The organism is Aeromonas media (assembly GCF_020423125.1).
Classification (GTDB): Bacteria; Pseudomonadota; Gammaproteobacteria; order Enterobacterales; family Aeromonadaceae; genus Aeromonas; species Aeromonas media.
In genome coordinates, this window is the sequence record NZ_CP075564.1 from 567,171 (window position 1) to 581,748 (window position 14,578).

Annotated in this window: 16 protein-coding genes and 1 pseudogene; 11 read left to right on the plus strand and 6 right to left on the minus strand. The window is 61.8% G+C overall.

Annotation, left to right across the window (positions count from 1 at the left end; translation table 11 throughout):
- The first annotated feature begins 7 nt into the window (after positions 1-7).
- A complete protein-coding gene (locus KI797_RS02760) occupies positions 8-463 on the plus strand; it encodes a GNAT family N-acetyltransferase (protein WP_226171328.1) in 456 nt (151 codons plus the stop codon).
- Between the two features lie 104 nt (positions 464-567).
- Positions 568-1,404 (plus strand): annotated as a pseudogene (locus tag KI797_RS02765) (EamA family transporter).
- A gap of 27 nt (positions 1,405-1,431) precedes the next feature.
- Here the strand turns inward: KI797_RS02765 and KI797_RS02770 are convergent.
- Together KI797_RS02770 and KI797_RS02775 are read right to left on the minus strand one after the other, a co-directional pair.
- Positions 1,432-2,280, minus strand: coding sequence for an alanyl-tRNA editing protein (locus KI797_RS02770; RefSeq protein ID WP_226171330.1), 849 nt, complete (start codon positions 2,278-2,280; stop codon positions 1,432-1,434).
- Between the two features lie 113 nt (positions 2,281-2,393).
- Positions 2,394-3,617, minus strand: coding sequence for an Nramp family divalent metal transporter (locus KI797_RS02775; RefSeq protein ID WP_042648813.1), 1,224 nt, complete (start codon positions 3,615-3,617; stop codon positions 2,394-2,396).
- A gap of 236 nt (positions 3,618-3,853) precedes the next feature.
- Here KI797_RS02775 and rpsF point away from each other — a divergent pair, with 236 nt between their 5' ends.
- The 4 genes from rpsF to KI797_RS02795 all read left to right on the plus strand — a co-directional run bounded on the left by rpsF (position 3,854) and on the right by KI797_RS02795 (position 5,856).
- A complete protein-coding gene (rpsF, locus tag KI797_RS02780; RefSeq protein WP_005331771.1) occupies positions 3,854-4,240 on the plus strand; it encodes a 30S ribosomal protein S6 in 387 nt (128 codons plus the stop codon).
- Positions 4,241-4,272: 32 nt separating this feature from the next.
- Complete coding sequence (gene rpsR / locus KI797_RS02785) at positions 4,273-4,503, plus strand: 30S ribosomal protein S18 (RefSeq protein WP_005313392.1); 231 nt, start codon at positions 4,273-4,275, stop codon at positions 4,501-4,503.
- A 49-nt stretch (positions 4,504-4,552) separates the two neighbouring features.
- The gene (gene rplI / locus KI797_RS02790; protein ID WP_005331773.1) at positions 4,553-4,999 is read left to right on the plus strand and encodes a 50S ribosomal protein L9; all 447 of its coding nucleotides are present in this window, start codon (positions 4,553-4,555) and stop codon (positions 4,997-4,999) included.
- Between the two features lie 113 nt (positions 5,000-5,112).
- Positions 5,113-5,856 carry a ferredoxin--NADP reductase gene (locus tag KI797_RS02795; protein WP_226171333.1) on the plus strand — a complete coding sequence of 248 codons (744 nt, stop codon included), beginning with the start codon at positions 5,113-5,115 and terminating at the stop codon, positions 5,854-5,856.
- Positions 5,857-5,872: 16 nt separating this feature from the next.
- Here the strand turns inward: KI797_RS02795 and KI797_RS02800 are convergent, their stop codons facing one another.
- The 3 genes from KI797_RS02800 to KI797_RS02810 all read right to left on the minus strand — a co-directional run bounded on the left by KI797_RS02800 (position 5,873) and on the right by KI797_RS02810 (position 7,048).
- The gene (locus KI797_RS02800; protein WP_226171336.1) at positions 5,873-6,070 is read right to left on the minus strand and encodes a hypothetical protein; all 198 of its coding nucleotides are present in this window, start codon (positions 6,068-6,070) and stop codon (positions 5,873-5,875) included.
- Between the two features lie 280 nt (positions 6,071-6,350).
- Complete coding sequence (locus KI797_RS02805) at positions 6,351-6,731, minus strand: hypothetical protein (protein WP_005331789.1); 381 nt, start codon at positions 6,729-6,731, stop codon at positions 6,351-6,353.
- A gap of 26 nt (positions 6,732-6,757) precedes the next feature.
- The gene (locus KI797_RS02810; RefSeq protein WP_226171339.1) at positions 6,758-7,048 is read right to left on the minus strand and encodes a hypothetical protein; all 291 of its coding nucleotides are present in this window, start codon (positions 7,046-7,048) and stop codon (positions 6,758-6,760) included.
- Between the two features lie 246 nt (positions 7,049-7,294).
- Between KI797_RS02810 and KI797_RS02815 the strand changes: the two genes are divergently transcribed.
- Complete coding sequence (locus KI797_RS02815) at positions 7,295-8,293, plus strand: Preprotein translocase subunit SecY (RefSeq protein ID WP_226171342.1); 999 nt, start codon at positions 7,295-7,297, stop codon at positions 8,291-8,293.
- A gap of 45 nt (positions 8,294-8,338) precedes the next feature.
- Here KI797_RS02815 and KI797_RS02820 read toward each other — a convergent pair whose 3' ends face one another.
- Positions 8,339-8,506: a hypothetical protein gene (locus KI797_RS02820; protein WP_162472074.1), complete on the minus strand. Its 168-nt coding sequence runs from the start codon at positions 8,504-8,506 to the stop codon at positions 8,339-8,341.
- Between the two features lie 56 nt (positions 8,507-8,562).
- Between KI797_RS02820 and KI797_RS02825 the strand changes: the two genes are divergently transcribed.
- Genes KI797_RS02825 through gshA form a run of 4 tightly spaced genes read left to right on the plus strand, consistent with a single transcriptional unit; the run spans position 8,563 to position 14,462 of the window.
- Positions 8,563-9,528 carry an NADP-dependent oxidoreductase gene (locus KI797_RS02825; protein ID WP_226171345.1) on the plus strand — a complete coding sequence of 322 codons (966 nt, stop codon included), beginning with the start codon at positions 8,563-8,565 and terminating at the stop codon, positions 9,526-9,528.
- Entirely contained in the window at positions 9,525-9,962 is a 438-nt protein-coding gene (locus tag KI797_RS02830; RefSeq protein ID WP_226171348.1) for a YqaA family protein, read from the plus strand. Before KI797_RS02825 ends, KI797_RS02830 begins: the two co-directional genes overlap by 4 nt.
- A 27-nt stretch (positions 9,963-9,989) precedes the next feature.
- Positions 9,990-12,803 (plus strand): M16 family metallopeptidase, encoded by a 2,814-nt coding sequence (locus KI797_RS02835; protein WP_226171349.1) that lies wholly within the window; start codon positions 9,990-9,992, stop codon positions 12,801-12,803.
- Between the two features lie 60 nt (positions 12,804-12,863).
- Complete coding sequence (gene gshA, locus KI797_RS02840) at positions 12,864-14,462, plus strand: glutamate--cysteine ligase (RefSeq protein WP_226171351.1); 1,599 nt, start codon at positions 12,864-12,866, stop codon at positions 14,460-14,462.
- The last annotated feature ends 116 nt before the right edge of the window (positions 14,463-14,578 follow it).

Here is a 14,578-nt window from a genome sequence, read left to right on the forward strand (position 1 = left end):
GTCGCCGATGAACTGGATCCTGAAACCCTGGTCTGCACTGACCACGGACGAGTTGTATGAGTTGCTGGCACTGCGGGCCGAGGTGTTCGTGGTGGAGCAGAGCTGCCCCTTCCAGGATCTGGACGGAGTGGATCGCCGGGACGGTGTGCTGCACCTGCTCGGTTATGAAGGCGATCATCTGGCCGCCTATGCCCGCATCATGGCCCCCGGCATCGGTGACGACAGTGGCGCCGCCATAGGCCGGGTGGTCACCTCCCCCCAGTCGAGAGGGGGCGGTCTGGGCCACAGCTTGCTCGATGAGGCGGTGACCGCCTGCACGGCCCGCTGGCCGGAGCACAGCATCTGGCTCGGCGCCCAGGCTCACCTGCAGGGCTTCTATGGCCAGCACGGCTTCGCACCCGAAGGGGAGGGCTATCTGGAGGACGATATTCCTCACGTTGGCATGCGCAAGCTGCCGGGCTGACTCTCTGTGCTGTGAAAGGGATAGGGGGCAGACATGAGCGGGCTCCCACCTTGTTGCGACACAAACGGGTATGATCCCACTCCCTTGTTGATTGGAACCCCGTCGTGACCCTCTCCATCTTCGCGGCCATCTTGCTGGCCGCCTTGCTGCACGCCCTGTGGAATGCGCTGGCCAAGCGCCAGGCCGAGGGGCGTGTCAGCGTGTTGCTGGTCTCCCTCTGCTCCGGCCTCTTCTCCCTGCCTTTCCTGCCGCTGGTGGGGTGGCCGGCCCCGGTCTAATATCCCTGGTTGGCACTCTCCATCCTGTTGCACTGCGGATATTGCCTCTTTCTCGGCTGGGCCTACCGTTTGGGGGAGTTCGGCCAGATCTATCCACTGGCCCGTGGCAGCGCGCCCCTGGTGACCTTGCTGCTCGGCGCCTTGCTGCTGGGGGAGGTGCCCGGTGTCGTGGCTGTGGCGGGGGCCATGGTGCTGGTGGGCGGGGTCTTGCTGATGGCCTGGCGCGGCGGCATCCGGCTGGCGCCTGCGGCCCTGTGCGCCGTGCTGATCACGGCGCTGTTTACCGCCGCCTATACCCTGTCTGACGGGGTCGGGGCCCGCTCGGCGGGGGAGCCGATACGCTATACCCTCTGGCTCTTTACCCTGACGGCCCTGATGATGCCGCTGCTGATGAGATGGCAGAGCCGCACCGCCTTGCGCAGCCTGACCCGGGCCGAGTGGTATTCGGGCGCCCTGGGCGGCGCCCTCTCGCTGCTTGCCTACGGCATCGTCATCTGGGCCATGACCCTGGCTCCCATCGGGCTGGTGGCGGCGCTGCGCGAGAGCAGCGTGCTGTTTGCCGTGCTGCTCTCCTGGCTCTGGCTGGGGGAGCGGCTGGGGCGAGTCAGGCTGATGGCGGCCCTGGTGATCCTCTGCGGCATATTGTTGATCCGGCTTGGCTGATGGGGATAAACCGGATCTGTCGTCGACTCAGGGGGTGACTTCGGAGAGCAGGCTGAACCCCTCCTCTGCGGGGGCGAGCTGTACTTTGACCTGACCCAGCTCCGCCAGAGTGCCGGCATGGGTGCCGCCGCAGGGGATGGTCAGCTCTTTTCCCTCAAGCGTGCAGTGCCAGTAGCGGGAGTCGATGATGGCCTCGCCTGCTCGCGAGCGACTGATCTCGCCACCCGCAGCCAGCCAGCCGGCGAGTTGCCGGTTGACCTTTTCTTCTATCAGCGCCAGATCCGCCAGCAGTGCCTCACTGTTGACTCCCTTCTTGCGCAGGCTTTTGCCGATGCGGTATTGCTCCCGGGAGCTCAGAGGTTCGACCCGCGAGGTCTGGATGGCGAGGCGGTCGAAGTCGGGCTGATCCAGCGCATCGCGCTCGCTCACCTCCTTGCGCCAGTAAGGGACGAGTGCCCGGTTGAGGGCCAGCGCCACCAGATGGCAGCCGCTGTGACCCAGACTTAAGGAGTGGCGGGCCTCGGCATCCACCCTCAGTTCCACCTGCGTGCCGATGGCAAGCTGATGGGAGCCGGCGAGGGGATGCACCACCACGAAGGCCCAGCCCTCGGCGCCCCGCTTGACCGGAATATCCTGATCCACGAACAGCCTGCCTTCCGGGCTGATGGCCCCCATCCGGCAGGGGCCCACGGCCGCCTCGCCCCCATCCCAGTGCACAGTGCCCACATCCCCCGGTTGATCGGGCCAGAGGTGGCTCTGGGGATGGAAGGGGGTGAGGTCGGTGACCAGCAGGCTGGTTTGCCCCTGCTCGCAATAGACGACGCTGGCCTGTTCCTGATGATGGCCCAGCACGAAGCTGACTCGGGTATGTTCCATGGCAAGGCTTCCGCAACGAGAAATAGAGAAGAGAAAGCGGCAGCATACGCCAAAGCGGGGGCCGGCTCATTAACCTCTGTTAACGAGCCGGCTCGAAGATGGCGGAGTGAACACTAGATCATGGTGACCAGCAGATAGGCGTTGAGGCCGATCACCAGCGCGACGATGACGCGACCGATTGCTTGGGTCAGTGGATGGTTGCGATGCTCCCCCATTAGGGTGCGATCGCCGGTCAGGATCAGCAGCGGAATGAGCGCGAGGGCGATGCCAAAGCTCAGGATGACCTGGCTCAGCACCAGGATCTCAGTGGTGTTGAGTCCCATGGCGATCACCACGAAGGCGGGGGCCATGGTGATGGCCCGGCGCAGCCAGAGCGGTATGGTGAAGCGCACGAAGCCCTGCATCACCACCTGGCCTGCCAGAGTCCCGACTACGGTGGAGGAGATGCCAGACGCGACCAGAGAGAGCCCGAACAGGGTGGCGGCAGCCTGACCCAGCAAGGGAGTGAGTGTCTGGTAGGCCGTTTCCAGTTCCGCCACCTGCTGGTGGCCCGCGTCGTGGAAGGCCGCAGCGGCCATGGCCATCATGGCCAGGTTGACGAAGCCGGCTATGGTCATGGCGATGGCCACATCGACCCGGGTGCTGTGCAGCCGCTGGGGCACGCTGCCCTGATCCTGGGTGTGCTGGGTCAGCGCCGAGTGGAGATAGATGACGTGGGGCATGACTGTCGCACCGAGCACGCCAGCGGCGAGATAGACGGCATCGCCGTTGGGCAGGCCGGGGAAGAGGGCGCCTTCCAGCAGGCTGGGCAGATGGGGGCGGGAGAAGACCAGCTCGACTATGTAGGCGGCGGCCACGAACAGCAGCAGACCTCCCACCACGAACTCCAGCGGCTTCTGGCCGCGGGATTGCAGCATGAGAATGCCCCAGGTGACCACGGCAGTGATGCAGGCCCCTTCCAGCAGCGTCACCCCGAACAGCAGCTTGAAGCCCACAGCTGCGCCGATGAACTCGGCGAGATCCGTGGCCATGGCGATGATCTCCGCCTGCACCCAGTAGGCCCAGACTGCCGGTTTGGGTAATTTGTCCCGGATGTGCTCCGCCAGATTCTTGCCGGTGACGATGCCGAGCTTGGCGGAGAGGGTCTGCACCACCATGGCCATCAGGTTGGCCCAGACCACCACCCACAGCAGTTGATAACCAAAGGTGGAACCGGCCTGGATGTTGGTAGCGAAGTTGCCCGGATCTATGTAGCCGATGGCGGCGATGAAGGCGGGGCCAAGCAGGGTCAGCTTGAATTTGCGGGCCGGGATGGCCGTGGTCAATGCGGGTTGCATGGTGTCACCCTCCATAAGAGCATGGAGATAGAATAGATATAAATGATAATTATTATCAATTGAAGTTTTGCATCAGGGTCATCGACAAAAACATCTGTCGACGCCAGTTGCAGTGGGAGAAGCTATTTCGTACAATACGCCGCCCTAGAAAGCAGCGTCTAAACACCACTATGTTCCTTGCCTCCGAGGTCTGGCTGCACCTGGGCGGAGGCTGAATTAATCCGTAAGGAGCTAAAATGCGTCATTACGAAATCGTCTTCATGGTTCATCCGGACCAGAGCGAGCAAGTACCTGGCATGATCGAGCGTTACACCGGCGCTATCACCACCGCTGGTGGCACTATTCATCGCCTGGAAGATTGGGGCCGTCGTCAGCTGGCTTACCCGATCGACAAGCTGCACAAGGCTCACTATGTTCTGATGAACGTAGAAGCTGAGCAGGCCGTTATCGACGAACTGGAAACCAACTTCCGCTTCAACGATGCCGTTATCCGCAACATGATCATGCGCACCAAGCACGCCGTGACTGAAGTTTCTCCGATGGCCAAGGCCAAGGAAGAGCGCTTCACCCGTCGTGACGACGAGCGCCGCGAAGATGCTGTTGAAGCGTCTTCCGAAGAGTAATTCTTAGATCACCGCATTAGAGGATAAAGGCCATGGCACGTTATTTCCGTCGTCGTAAGTTCTGCCGCTTCACCGCCGAGAACGTTACCGAGATCGACTACAAAGATATCGTTACTCTGAAAAACTACGTCACTGAATCTGGCAAGATCGTACCGAGCCGTATCACCGGTACCCGCGCCAAGTATCAGCGTCAGCTGGCACGCGCCATCAAGCGTGCTCGTTACCTGGCTCTGCTGCCGTACACCGATCTGCACAACAAGTAAGAATCGGTCCGGCACTTAAGCCTAACTCAACTTTTATAGAGGAAAGGTAATGCAAGTTATCCTGCTCGACAAAATCGCCAAACTGGGCGGTCTGGGTGATCAAGTCGCTGTTAAAGCTGGCTACGCCCGTAACTATCTGATCCCGCAAGGCAAAGCCGTTATGGCTACCAAGGCCAACATCGAGACCTTCGATGCTCGCCGTGCTGAACTGGAAGCCAAACTGGCTGCCGGTAAAGCTGCCGCTGAAGAGCGCGCTGCCAAGCTGGGTGAACTGGCTGCCGTTGTCATCGCCTCCAAGTCTGGCGACGAAGGCAAGCTGTTCGGTTCCATCGGTACCCGTGACGTGGCTGAAGCCATCACTGCTGCCGGCGTCGCCGTTGCCAAGAGCGAAGTCCGTATGGGCAACGTTCTGCGTAACACCGGCGAGTACGAAGTTGTTGTTCAGCTGCACGCTGACGTCAAGGCAACCGTACAGATCCAGGTTGTTGCTCTGTAATAGCTATTCGCTTTGCAGAAAAAACCCGCGCACATGCGCGGGTTTTTTTCTTTTTGAATCAAGAGGGGATCAAGGGGTAGAGTGAGGTTCTGTTTCTTTGGAGGAGAACCTGTATGGCAGCCTGGGTCGAAGGTCATGTACTCGAGCGCATCGAGTGGACGCCCACCCTGTTTTCCTTGCGCATAGCGGCGGATCTCGCCCCCTACAAGGCGGGGCAATTTACCAAGCTTGCCCTGCAACGGGGCGATCAGCGGATCCAGCGCGCCTATTCCTTCGTTAATCCCCCCTCCGCCCCCTACCACGAATTCTATCTGGTCGAGATCCCGGATGGCGAACTGACTCCCTCCCTCGGTGCCTTGCAACCGGGGGATTCCTTGCTGGTTCAGTCTCAGGCCACGGGCTTCCTGACCCTGGACGAGCTCCCGCTGGGACGGGATCTCTGGCTGCTCTCCACCGGCACGGCCATTGGCCCCTTCCTCGCCATGCTGGCGGAGGGGGAGGTCTTCGAGCGTTTCGAGAATCTGGTGCTGGTGCACGGGGTGCGCAAGGGGGAGGAGCTCACCTATCAGGGCCTGATTACCAGCCTGGTCGAGCAGTATGGGCCCCGTTTTCACTACGTGCCTTTCGTCAGCCGCGAACCCTGGCCCGATGCGTTGCCCGGTCGGATCCCGGCGGCCATTGCCAGTGGCGAGCTGCAGGCCAGGGTCGGGCTCGCATTCTCGGCTGAACACAGCCAGGTGATGATCTGCGGCAATCCCGCCATGGTGAAGGAGACGCAGCAAACCCTGCTGGAGCTTGGTCTTGCCAAGAACCTGCGCCGGGCACCCGGCAACATCAGCATGGAAAATTACTGGTAGACGCCAGCAGGGGCGGTCAGCGACCTATCTTGTCACCATCGTGCTTGCAAGAGCCCTCGGTGCGGGGAATATCGCCAAGTGGCTGCCTTCTCGCTCCCTGTTCTTCCTGATGGGAGCCAGCATCTTGGGCGGGGCTGCGCCGGGCAAGAGGGGCTTCAAATGCTGCGCCGCTGTTCAGTAACCGGGCGAGCAGGTGGGAAATGGGGTTGCGCATGATGGCCTCGATGACGGCTGGAGGAGAGGCAGTCTATCGCCGCCAGCCTTAACCGGGGCGGAACAACACCTTGGCACCATGGTGATTGATCTGGTGAGGAATGGGTGGTGAACGTTCGTAAAATGACATGATTCAACTTTTTGCCAAGACCATGGAGGGGGGCTATCGAGTCTTGATAGGGGGGAAGTCAACAGTCACGGAGTTTCATGAGTTCTGAACTTTGGCAATAAGTTGGCCATTGTCAGCGCGAACGCATTCAGGGGCCGGAACCCCTGAACCATCACTTGTTCTTGCCTTTCCCGTTGCCTTTTTCTTTGTACTTCGCGTTGTCGTTGCTGTCCCAGTCGTTCTTGTCGTGGCCCTTGCCCGGGTTGTTGCCGCTGTGGATGCTACGGTTGTAGTGGTCGCGATACTTGCCATCCATGTTGTCACAGTTGAGTTTGATACTGCTGCTGCGGGTGCTGATATTCAGGCAGTTGTTCTGCCACCAGTCGTACTCCTTGTCGTCCCAATCCAGGCTGATTTGGCCCCGATCGGTGGAGATCTTGATGTCGTCGTTGTTCTTGGAAGGAGGCGCAGCAAAGGCGACGCCGTGGACAATGAACAGAGAGAGCAGCAGAGCGGTGCGGTTGATCATGGTATTGCGCTTGGGATGTGTCATATCAGAGAGGCTCCTGTCGTGACTAGTCACTCTTCCGGGCTAGCCGGGATCTGGTTGGTGCTGGGGGGTTGGTTGCGGGGCGTCTCATCATCCAGGTTGAGCTTGACGCCCTTGCAATCGGCAGAGGCATCCTCACCGACCCCCAGATTGAGACAACTTGTCTGCGACCAGTCAAATTGCGTGTCATTCCAGTCCAGATTGAAGGTGAGCTCGTCAACGGAGAAAGCGTTATTCCCCTGCTCCTGAGCCTGGACCGATGAGATGGAGGTGCCGGCAACCAGAAGCAGGGAGAGCAGCAGCGTAGTCGTTCTGTTCATGATGTCCTCGGATAATGGCAATAGGGAGTCAGTGTAGCGCGCCGGGCTGAACCCAGGCACAACGAAATACTCCCTTCAAGTCTGAGGTCGATTGTAGCGGTTTTCTGCTGCCGATTCGTCCGTTTTGGTCGCACTATGGACAGCTGGTTATCCATATGAAGGAATTCAGGTATTTGCCCTTCTCTCCGACCGCCCGGTGACTATAATCGGCAGCCAACTTTTCCTGCACGGCATACCCTCTTCATCATGACCACACAGGCTCCCGCCGCATTGCGCTATCCCAAGGGCTGGTTTGCACTGACCACGGTGTACAGTTTTACCGGGCTGGCCATTCTGGCCTCCATCGTCTTCTCCCTGCTGCTGTTTCTCTCCATCGACGACAATCCCCTGATGAAGTGGTTGTTTGGCGGTCTGGCCATCATCTTCGAACTGGGCAAGTTCTATGTCTGGTATGAATATGGCGAGTGCAAGGCACGGCGGGATCTCGGCGGTGCCTTCTGGTCGCTGCTGTTTTACAGCGTGCTGGCTGCCATCTCCATCGGTGGCAGCATTGGCGGCATCAACAGCGCCACCAACACCATCCTGAGCCAGCAGGCGCGCCACGAGCGGGAGATCGCCCGCTTCGACGAGCAGATTGCCAGCATAGAGCGGCAGATCCAGCTCAACGAGGAGGCGGCGCGCAAATACATAGAGATGGCGCGGATCTCCAGCGGGGTGAGCGGATTGCAGCAGGCCAACACCAAGCTCAGGCTGAAGCAGGATGAGCTGCGCCAGGAGCGCGACGCCAAGCCTCTCAATGAGCAATCCTCCATGCTGGGGTTGATGAGCAGCCTGGCGGACGGGGTGGGCATGAGCATCAGCCAGGTACAGTTCCTGCTGGTCTGCTTCCTCTCTGTGTTGCTGGATGCGTTCGGTGCCTTTTTCGTCAGCCTGATCGGCGAGGAGAACCGCTTCCGCCGTCAATGGCAGTGGCAACGGGCGCGGGAAGAAGCCGAGGTTCGCCAAGTCGAGTCAGCTGTCGCCGTGCCCATGGTGGTGAGCAGACCCGAGCCCGCACCGGCCGTGGTGGCCCAGGTGCGCAGCGCGCTGGAGAGTGGCGAGCTCAAGTGCAGCAAGCGCAAGGTGGCCGAGGCCCTCTCCCTGTCGCTGGAAGAGGTGGACAGGGTGTTCCAGCATCTGCTGGCCCAGGGGGTGCTGGGGCAGGGCAGCAATCGCCACTACCACCTCAGTGCGCAGGCGGGTTGAGATCCGGGCCACCTCAGGGTGGCCTTTTTGTTGCCGCAGGCGGCGTCAGTGGGTGAGCACCATCATCAGGCTGAAGAAGGCGGCAAGTCCCCCACCTATGCCGATGATCCAGTAAAACCCCTTGGCACCCTGCTTGAGCGGAATGCGGAAGTAGAGCAGAAACGCCCACCACCCCAGGGCCAGCAACAGAGGAATAAGAAACATTCGAGCCATGGTGTCCTCGCTGTTATTCTGTTGACCCTTGATCAATCAACAGGATGGATTGTGCAATGACGCAGCTACAGATTACCGCATTCGGCGACCCCTCGGTACTTCGGCTCAACCCCTCCCTGGACAAGGTGCCCGCCGAGGGGGAGGTCCGGGTACGCATCTGTTTTGCGGGGGTCAACCCCATCGATGCCAAGACCCGGGCCGGCCTCGGCTGGGCGGCGGCCCAGAACAAGGACAAGTTGCCCTGGACCCCGGGCTATGACGTCTCCGGCGTGGTGGAGAAGGTCGGCCCCCATGTCGCCACCCTGGTGGAAGGGGATGCGGTGTGCGGCATGGTGGGCTTTCCCCTGACGGCCGGTGGCTATGCGGAATCTGTGGTGGTACGCGAGGACGAGCTGGTCAGGCTCGACGGGGTCAGTCTCAAGCAGGGGGCTGCGCTGCCGCTGGCGGGCCTCACCGCCTGGCAGGGGCTGTTCGAACACGGTGCCCTCAAGGGGGGGCAGCGCGTGCTGATCCTGGCCGGTGCCGGCGGTGTGGGCCATCTGGCGGTGCAGTTTGCCAGCGCTTATGGCGCCGAGGTCGTTGCGACGGCGAGTCGCGACAACCACAGCTTCCTGCACGGGCTGGGGGCCAGCCAGATGGTGGATTACCATGATGCAGACTGGGTTGCCCAGGTGGGTCAGGTCGATCTGGTGCTGGATCTGATGGGGGGCGAGAGTGGCATGGCGGCGCTGGCCTGCGTCAAACCGGGTGGCCGCCTGGTGACTGTACCCACCATCACGGCCCAGCAGATCAAGGAGGCGGGGGCCGAGGCGGGCATAGAGGTGCTCGGCATGCTGGTCCACCCCGATCAAAAACAGCTGACCCAGGTGCTGATGCTGCTGCGTCAGGGAGATGTGCATGTCACCCTCTCCGGTGAGTTCCCCCTGGCGGAAGGGGCACTGGCCCATGGCGCCATCGAGGGCGGTCATGTGCGGGGCAAGCTGCTGCTGCGCATGCCTGCCGCCGACAGCCAGCCCGGATGAACGACATTGCCGAGATGGGGCTGGGTTGGCTGTTTCTGAGCGCCTTCACCTCCGCCACCCTGCTGCCCGGCAGCTCGGAAGTGCTGCTGGGGGCCATGGCTACCCAGGGAGAGTGGAGCATGGCCAGCCTGCTGCTGTGGGCGACGCTGGGCAACACCCTGGGCTCCATGACCACCTGGTGGCTCGGCCGGCTCGCCACACACAAGAAAAAACCGGAAGATTTTCAAGGCCGTGGGGAACAAAAGGCGCTTGCCTGGCTCAAACAGCATGGTCACTGGTGCCTGCTGCTCGCCTGGACGCCAGTGATCGGCGATGGCCTCTGCCTGCTGGCCGGTTGGCTTCGCTTCTCCTTCTGGCGCTCTCTCATCCTGATCGGGCTCGGTAAATTGTTTCGTTATGCCCTGGTGTTTCTGCTGGCCAGCCAGATCTTCTAGCCCATTTTTGTCACTCACGAGGTAACCGTGAACAAACTCATTCCATTAAGCATTCTCCTGGGACTTTCCCTGCCCGTGCTGGCAGCGCCCACCCTGGTGTCCGAGCAGGTCAGGCAGGAAGGCAAGCTTGGCATTCCCTATCAGATGTACAGGCTGGACAACGGCCTGACCGTGATCCTGGCGCCGGACAAATCCGATCCCCTGGTACACCTGGATGTCACCTATCACGTGGGGTCGTCGCGGGAGACGGTCGGCAAGTCGGGTTTTGCCCACTTCTTCGAGCACATGATGTTCCAGGGCTCCAAACACGTGGGCGATCAGGAGCACATGCGGATCATCAATGAGGCCGGTGGCGAGATGAACGGCACCACCAACAAGGACAGGACCAACTATTTCGAGACGGTACCGGCCAACCAGCTGGAGAAGGTGCTCTGGCTGGAGGCGGATCGCATGGGTTTCCTGCTCGATGCGGTGAGCCAGAAGAAGTTCGAGATCCAGCGTGCCACCGTCAAGAACGAGCGGGCCCAGCGCATCGACAACCAGCCCTACGGCCTGCTCAGCGAGAAGGTGGGGGAGGCGCTCTATCCGCGCACCCACCCCTACTCCTGGCAGCCCATCGGCTATGTGGAGGATCTGGACAGGGTCGATGTGAACGACCTCAAGCAGTTCTTCTTGCGCTGGTATGGCCCGAACAACGCCACGCTGACCCTGGGGGGCGACTTCGACACCAAGCAGGCGCTGGCCTGGATTGAGCAATACTTCGGCCCCATCCCCCGTGGCCCCGAGGTCGCCGAGCCGACGCCGAAACCTGCGGTCCTACCCGAGACCCGTTATGTGACACTGGAAGACAAGGTGCACCTGCCGCTGCTTTATATCAGCTACCCGACAGTGTCCCTTGGTGATCCGCAGGAGCCGGCGCTGGACATCTTTGCCGACGTGCTCGGTGGCTCCGCCAGCTCCATGCTCTATCAGTCCCTGGTCAAGACCGGCAAGGCCATCGAGGTGGGGGCCTCCCACTCCTGCGAAGAGCTGGCCTGTACCCTGGCGGTCTATGCCTATCCGAACCCGGCGGTGGATGGCAGCCTCAAGACCCTCAAGGGGGAGGTGGACAAGGTGATCGGCGAATTTGCCCAACGCGGCATCAAGCCCGCGGATCTGGAGAAGGCCATCAGCAGCTACCGTGCCTCCGCCATCTGGGGGCTGGACAGCATCGAGGGCAAGGTGAGCCAGCTCGCCATGGGTCAGGTGCTGACCCGGGATCCCAACTATGTGTTCAAGAACCTGGATGCCATCAGCCAGGTGAATGCCCAGCAGGTCAAGGCAGCCTACGACAAGTTCATCGCGAACAGGCACTCCGTGGTGCTGAGCGTGGTGCCCAAGGGCAAGACCCAGTGGCAGGCGGGCACGCCGAACTTCACCCCGGCCAAGCGCGAGCTGCCGGATTACAGCCAGCATGGGGAGCCGCTGGTCCAGCAATCGGTCAAGGACAACTTCGAGCGCAGCGTGCAGCCCAAGACGGCAGAGGCGGTCAGCGTCAAGGTGCCCGCCATCTGGCATGGCAAGCTGGACAAGGGCATCGAGATCATCGGTACCCGAAGTGACGAGATCCCGGCCGTCTCCATCATGATCGCCCTGCCGGGGGGCATCCGGGCCGAGGGCAAGGGCGAGCTGGGGCTGGCCAGCCTCACCGCCGCCATGCTGGGGCAGGGGACGGCGCGCCTCTCCGAGGCCGAGCTCAGCGACGAGTTGCAAAAGCTCGGCGCCAGCATCAGCGTCTCGACCGCCCAGTACAATAATCTCATCACCATCAGCAGCCTGACCGACAAGCTGCCCCAGACGCTGGCACTGGTGCGCGAGGTGTTGCTGCAACCCGGTCTGCGGGAGGCGGACTTCGAGCGGCTCAAGGCACAGACGCTGCAAGGAATGAAACAGAGCGAACAGCAGCCCGAGTGGCTGGCGGGGCAGGCGTTCCGGGAGTTGGTGTACGGCAAGCAGAACCGCCTCGGCCAGCCGACCGACGGGGTGCTGACCGACGTCGAGAAGCTGACCCTGGCGGACGTGAAGCGCTTCTATCATGCCTACTACAACCCGACCAATGCCAAGGTGGTGGTGACCGGGGACGTGACCCAGCAGCAGGTGGAACAGCAGTTGGGTTTCCTCACCGAGTGGCAGGGGGCGGCACCGACTCTGGGGAATCTCAAGCTCAAGGGGGAGCAGGCCAAGGTGGGCATCTACCTGGTGGACAAGCCGGGGGCGCCCCAGTCGGTGATCCGCATCGGTCGCCGTGCCATGCCGTTTGACACCACGGGAGAGTACTTCGTCGCAAACCTGATGAACTTCAACCTGGGGGGCAACTTCAACAGCCGCATCAACCTCAACCTGCGGGAAGACAAGGGCTACACCTATGGCGCCAGCTCGGGCTTCCAGGCGAACCGCGAGGCCGGCATCTTCGCCACCGGCGCCAACGTGCGCACTGACGCCACCGCGGATGCCATCCGTCAGTTCCTCAAGGAGATGGACGGCTACCGTGCGAGCGGACCCACCCCGGTGGAGCTGGCCTACATGCGCAACGCCGTCTCCCAGCAGGATGCGCTCTCCTACGAGACCCTTGGCCAGAAGGCGGGCTTCCTGCTGCAGATGATCATGTATGACCTGAAGCCGGACTATGTGCAGGCCCAGAATCAGCTGATCAAAACGGTGTCACCCGAGACGCTAAAAGCCAGTGCAGCCCGCTGGCTCGATCCCGCCGACATGGTGATTGTGGTGGTGGGGGACAAGCAAAAGCTTGAAAAACCCTTGAGCGAGCTTCATCTTCCCATCTATCCACTGCAATTGCCTTGAGGGGCGTTGCATAAAAATGAGCGCCGCCCCAGGTGGGGCGGCCATACATGAGCCGTGAATATGACTACTACTAGCTTGTCGCTCACCGAGTTGCTGACCGCGCTGGGAACCCCGGAACGGGTGACCGCCCTCAAGGGGATCCGGCGCGGGATCGAGCGTGAATGTCTGCGCATCACCCCCGAAGGGACCCTGGCCCAGACCGATCACCCCAGAGGCCTGGGGTCGGCGCTGACCCATGCCAACATCACCACCGACTACTCCGAGAGCCTGCTGGAGTTCATCACCCCGGCGACCGACTCCATCGAGAGCCTGATCGAGCAGCTTGGCGACATCCACCGTCACGCCATTCACCACCTGGGGGATGAGCGGATCTGGCCGCTCTCCATGCCCTGCTTCGTCGGCGACGAGGAGAGCATTCGCCTGGCCCAGTACGGCAGCTCCAACATAGGCCGGATGAAGACCCTCTATCGCCAAGGCTTGAAGAACCGCTACGGCAGCCTGATGCAGGTGATCGCCGGGGTGCACTTCAACTTCTCCATGCCGGACAGCTTCTGGTGCGAGTGGCAGGATCTGGTGGGAGAGGGGTGCTGCAGCCAGCGCTTCATCTCCGACAAGTACATGGGGCTTATTCGCAACGTCTACCGCTTCGGCTGGCTGGTGCCCTATCTGTTCGGCGCCTCCCCGGCCATCTGCGACTCCTTCCTCAAGGGGCGCAAGAGCAGCCTGCCATTCCAGAAGACCGGCAAGGGGACCCTCTATCTGCCCTATGCTACCGCCCTGCGACTGTCCGATCTCGGTTACACCAACAGCGCCCAGGCGGGGCTCAAGATCAGCCATGACAACCTGCCGGCCTACGTGAGCAGCCTGCGCCGCGCCATCAACACCCATGATCCCGAGTTTGCCAAGATTGGGGTCAAGGTGAACGGCGAGTACCGCCAGCTCAACGACAACGTGCTGCAGCTGGAGAACGAGCTCTATGCTCCTATCCGGCCCAAGCGCACCCCGCGCAGCGGCGAGAAGCCCTCGGATGCGCTGGAGCAGCGCGGTATCGAATACATCGAGCTGCGCACCGTGGACGTGAACCCCTTCACCCCGTTCGGCATCGAGGTGGATCAGATCCGCTTCTTCGATCTGTTCCTGGTCTGGTGCCTGCTGCGCCCCTCCCCGCTGCTGACCGAGGAGGAGATTGCCCGTAACCGCCGCAACCAGAACAAGGTGGTGCTGGAAGGGCGCCGTCCTGGTTTGGAGTTGGAAGATGAACAGGGTGCTGCCATTGGCCTCAAGGAGTTCGGACTCCAGCTGTTCGACGAGCTGGACCAGGTCGCCGGGCTGCTGGATCGCTGCTGCGGCCGCAACCGCTACCGCGAGACGCTGGCCATGCACCGCGAGAAGCTGCTCAATCCCGAGCTGACCTATTCCGCCCGCCTGCTCAAGCAGTTGCTGGAAAGCGGCCAGGACAACGGCTGTTTCGGCGACGAGCTGGCGAGCTGCTACCGGGAAGAGATGCTGGCCGGTGAGCTGCAGTACTGGGATGAGGCCTACTTCGCCGGTGAGGCGCGGGAGTCCCTGGCCAAGCAGCGGGAGCGGGAGCGCGGCGACAGCCTCTCCTTCGACGACTTCCTCGCCGATTATTTCGGGACCCGGCAGACCACTGCCTGAGGGTGCCATCACAGTGACGAGAGCCGCTCCCTTGAGCGGCTTTTTCATGGGCGTTCAGGAACCATCCGCGGCGGCCGGACATAAAAAAACGGCCCCGGAGGGCCGTTTCGCAAAGG

Coding starts and splice junctions, on each gene's coding strand:
- KI797_RS02810 (WP_226171339.1), bottom strand. CDS start 7,048: ATGAACAGAACGACTACGCTGCTGCTCTCCCTGCTTCTGGTTGCCGGC.
- KI797_RS02830 (WP_226171348.1), top strand. CDS start 9,525: ATGAACGACATTGCCGAGATGGGGCTGGGTTGGCTGTTTCTGAGCGCC.
- KI797_RS02820 (WP_162472074.1), bottom strand. CDS start 8,506: ATGGCTCGAATGTTTCTTATTCCTCTGTTGCTGGCCCTGGGGTGGTGG.
- KI797_RS02815 (WP_226171342.1), top strand. CDS start 7,295: ATGACCACACAGGCTCCCGCCGCATTGCGCTATCCCAAGGGCTGGTTT.
- KI797_RS02795 (WP_226171333.1), top strand. CDS start 5,113: ATGGCAGCCTGGGTCGAAGGTCATGTACTCGAGCGCATCGAGTGGACG.
- KI797_RS02825 (WP_226171345.1), top strand. CDS start 8,563: ATGACGCAGCTACAGATTACCGCATTCGGCGACCCCTCGGTACTTCGG.
- KI797_RS02770 (WP_226171330.1), bottom strand. CDS start 2,280: ATGGAACATACCCGAGTCAGCTTCGTGCTGGGCCATCATCAGGAACAG.
- rpsF (WP_005331771.1), top strand. CDS start 3,854: ATGCGTCATTACGAAATCGTCTTCATGGTTCATCCGGACCAGAGCGAG.
- rpsR (WP_005313392.1), top strand. CDS start 4,273: ATGGCACGTTATTTCCGTCGTCGTAAGTTCTGCCGCTTCACCGCCGAG.
- KI797_RS02760 (WP_226171328.1), top strand. CDS start 8: ATGAACTGGATCCTGAAACCCTGGTCTGCACTGACCACGGACGAGTTG.
- KI797_RS02775 (WP_042648813.1), bottom strand. CDS start 3,617: ATGCAACCCGCATTGACCACGGCCATCCCGGCCCGCAAATTCAAGCTG.
- gshA (WP_226171351.1), top strand. CDS start 12,864: ATGACTACTACTAGCTTGTCGCTCACCGAGTTGCTGACCGCGCTGGGA.
- KI797_RS02805 (WP_005331789.1), bottom strand. CDS start 6,731: ATGACACATCCCAAGCGCAATACCATGATCAACCGCACCGCTCTGCTG.
- rplI (WP_005331773.1), top strand. CDS start 4,553: ATGCAAGTTATCCTGCTCGACAAAATCGCCAAACTGGGCGGTCTGGGT.
- KI797_RS02800 (WP_226171336.1), bottom strand. CDS start 6,070: ATGCGCAACCCCATTTCCCACCTGCTCGCCCGGTTACTGAACAGCGGC.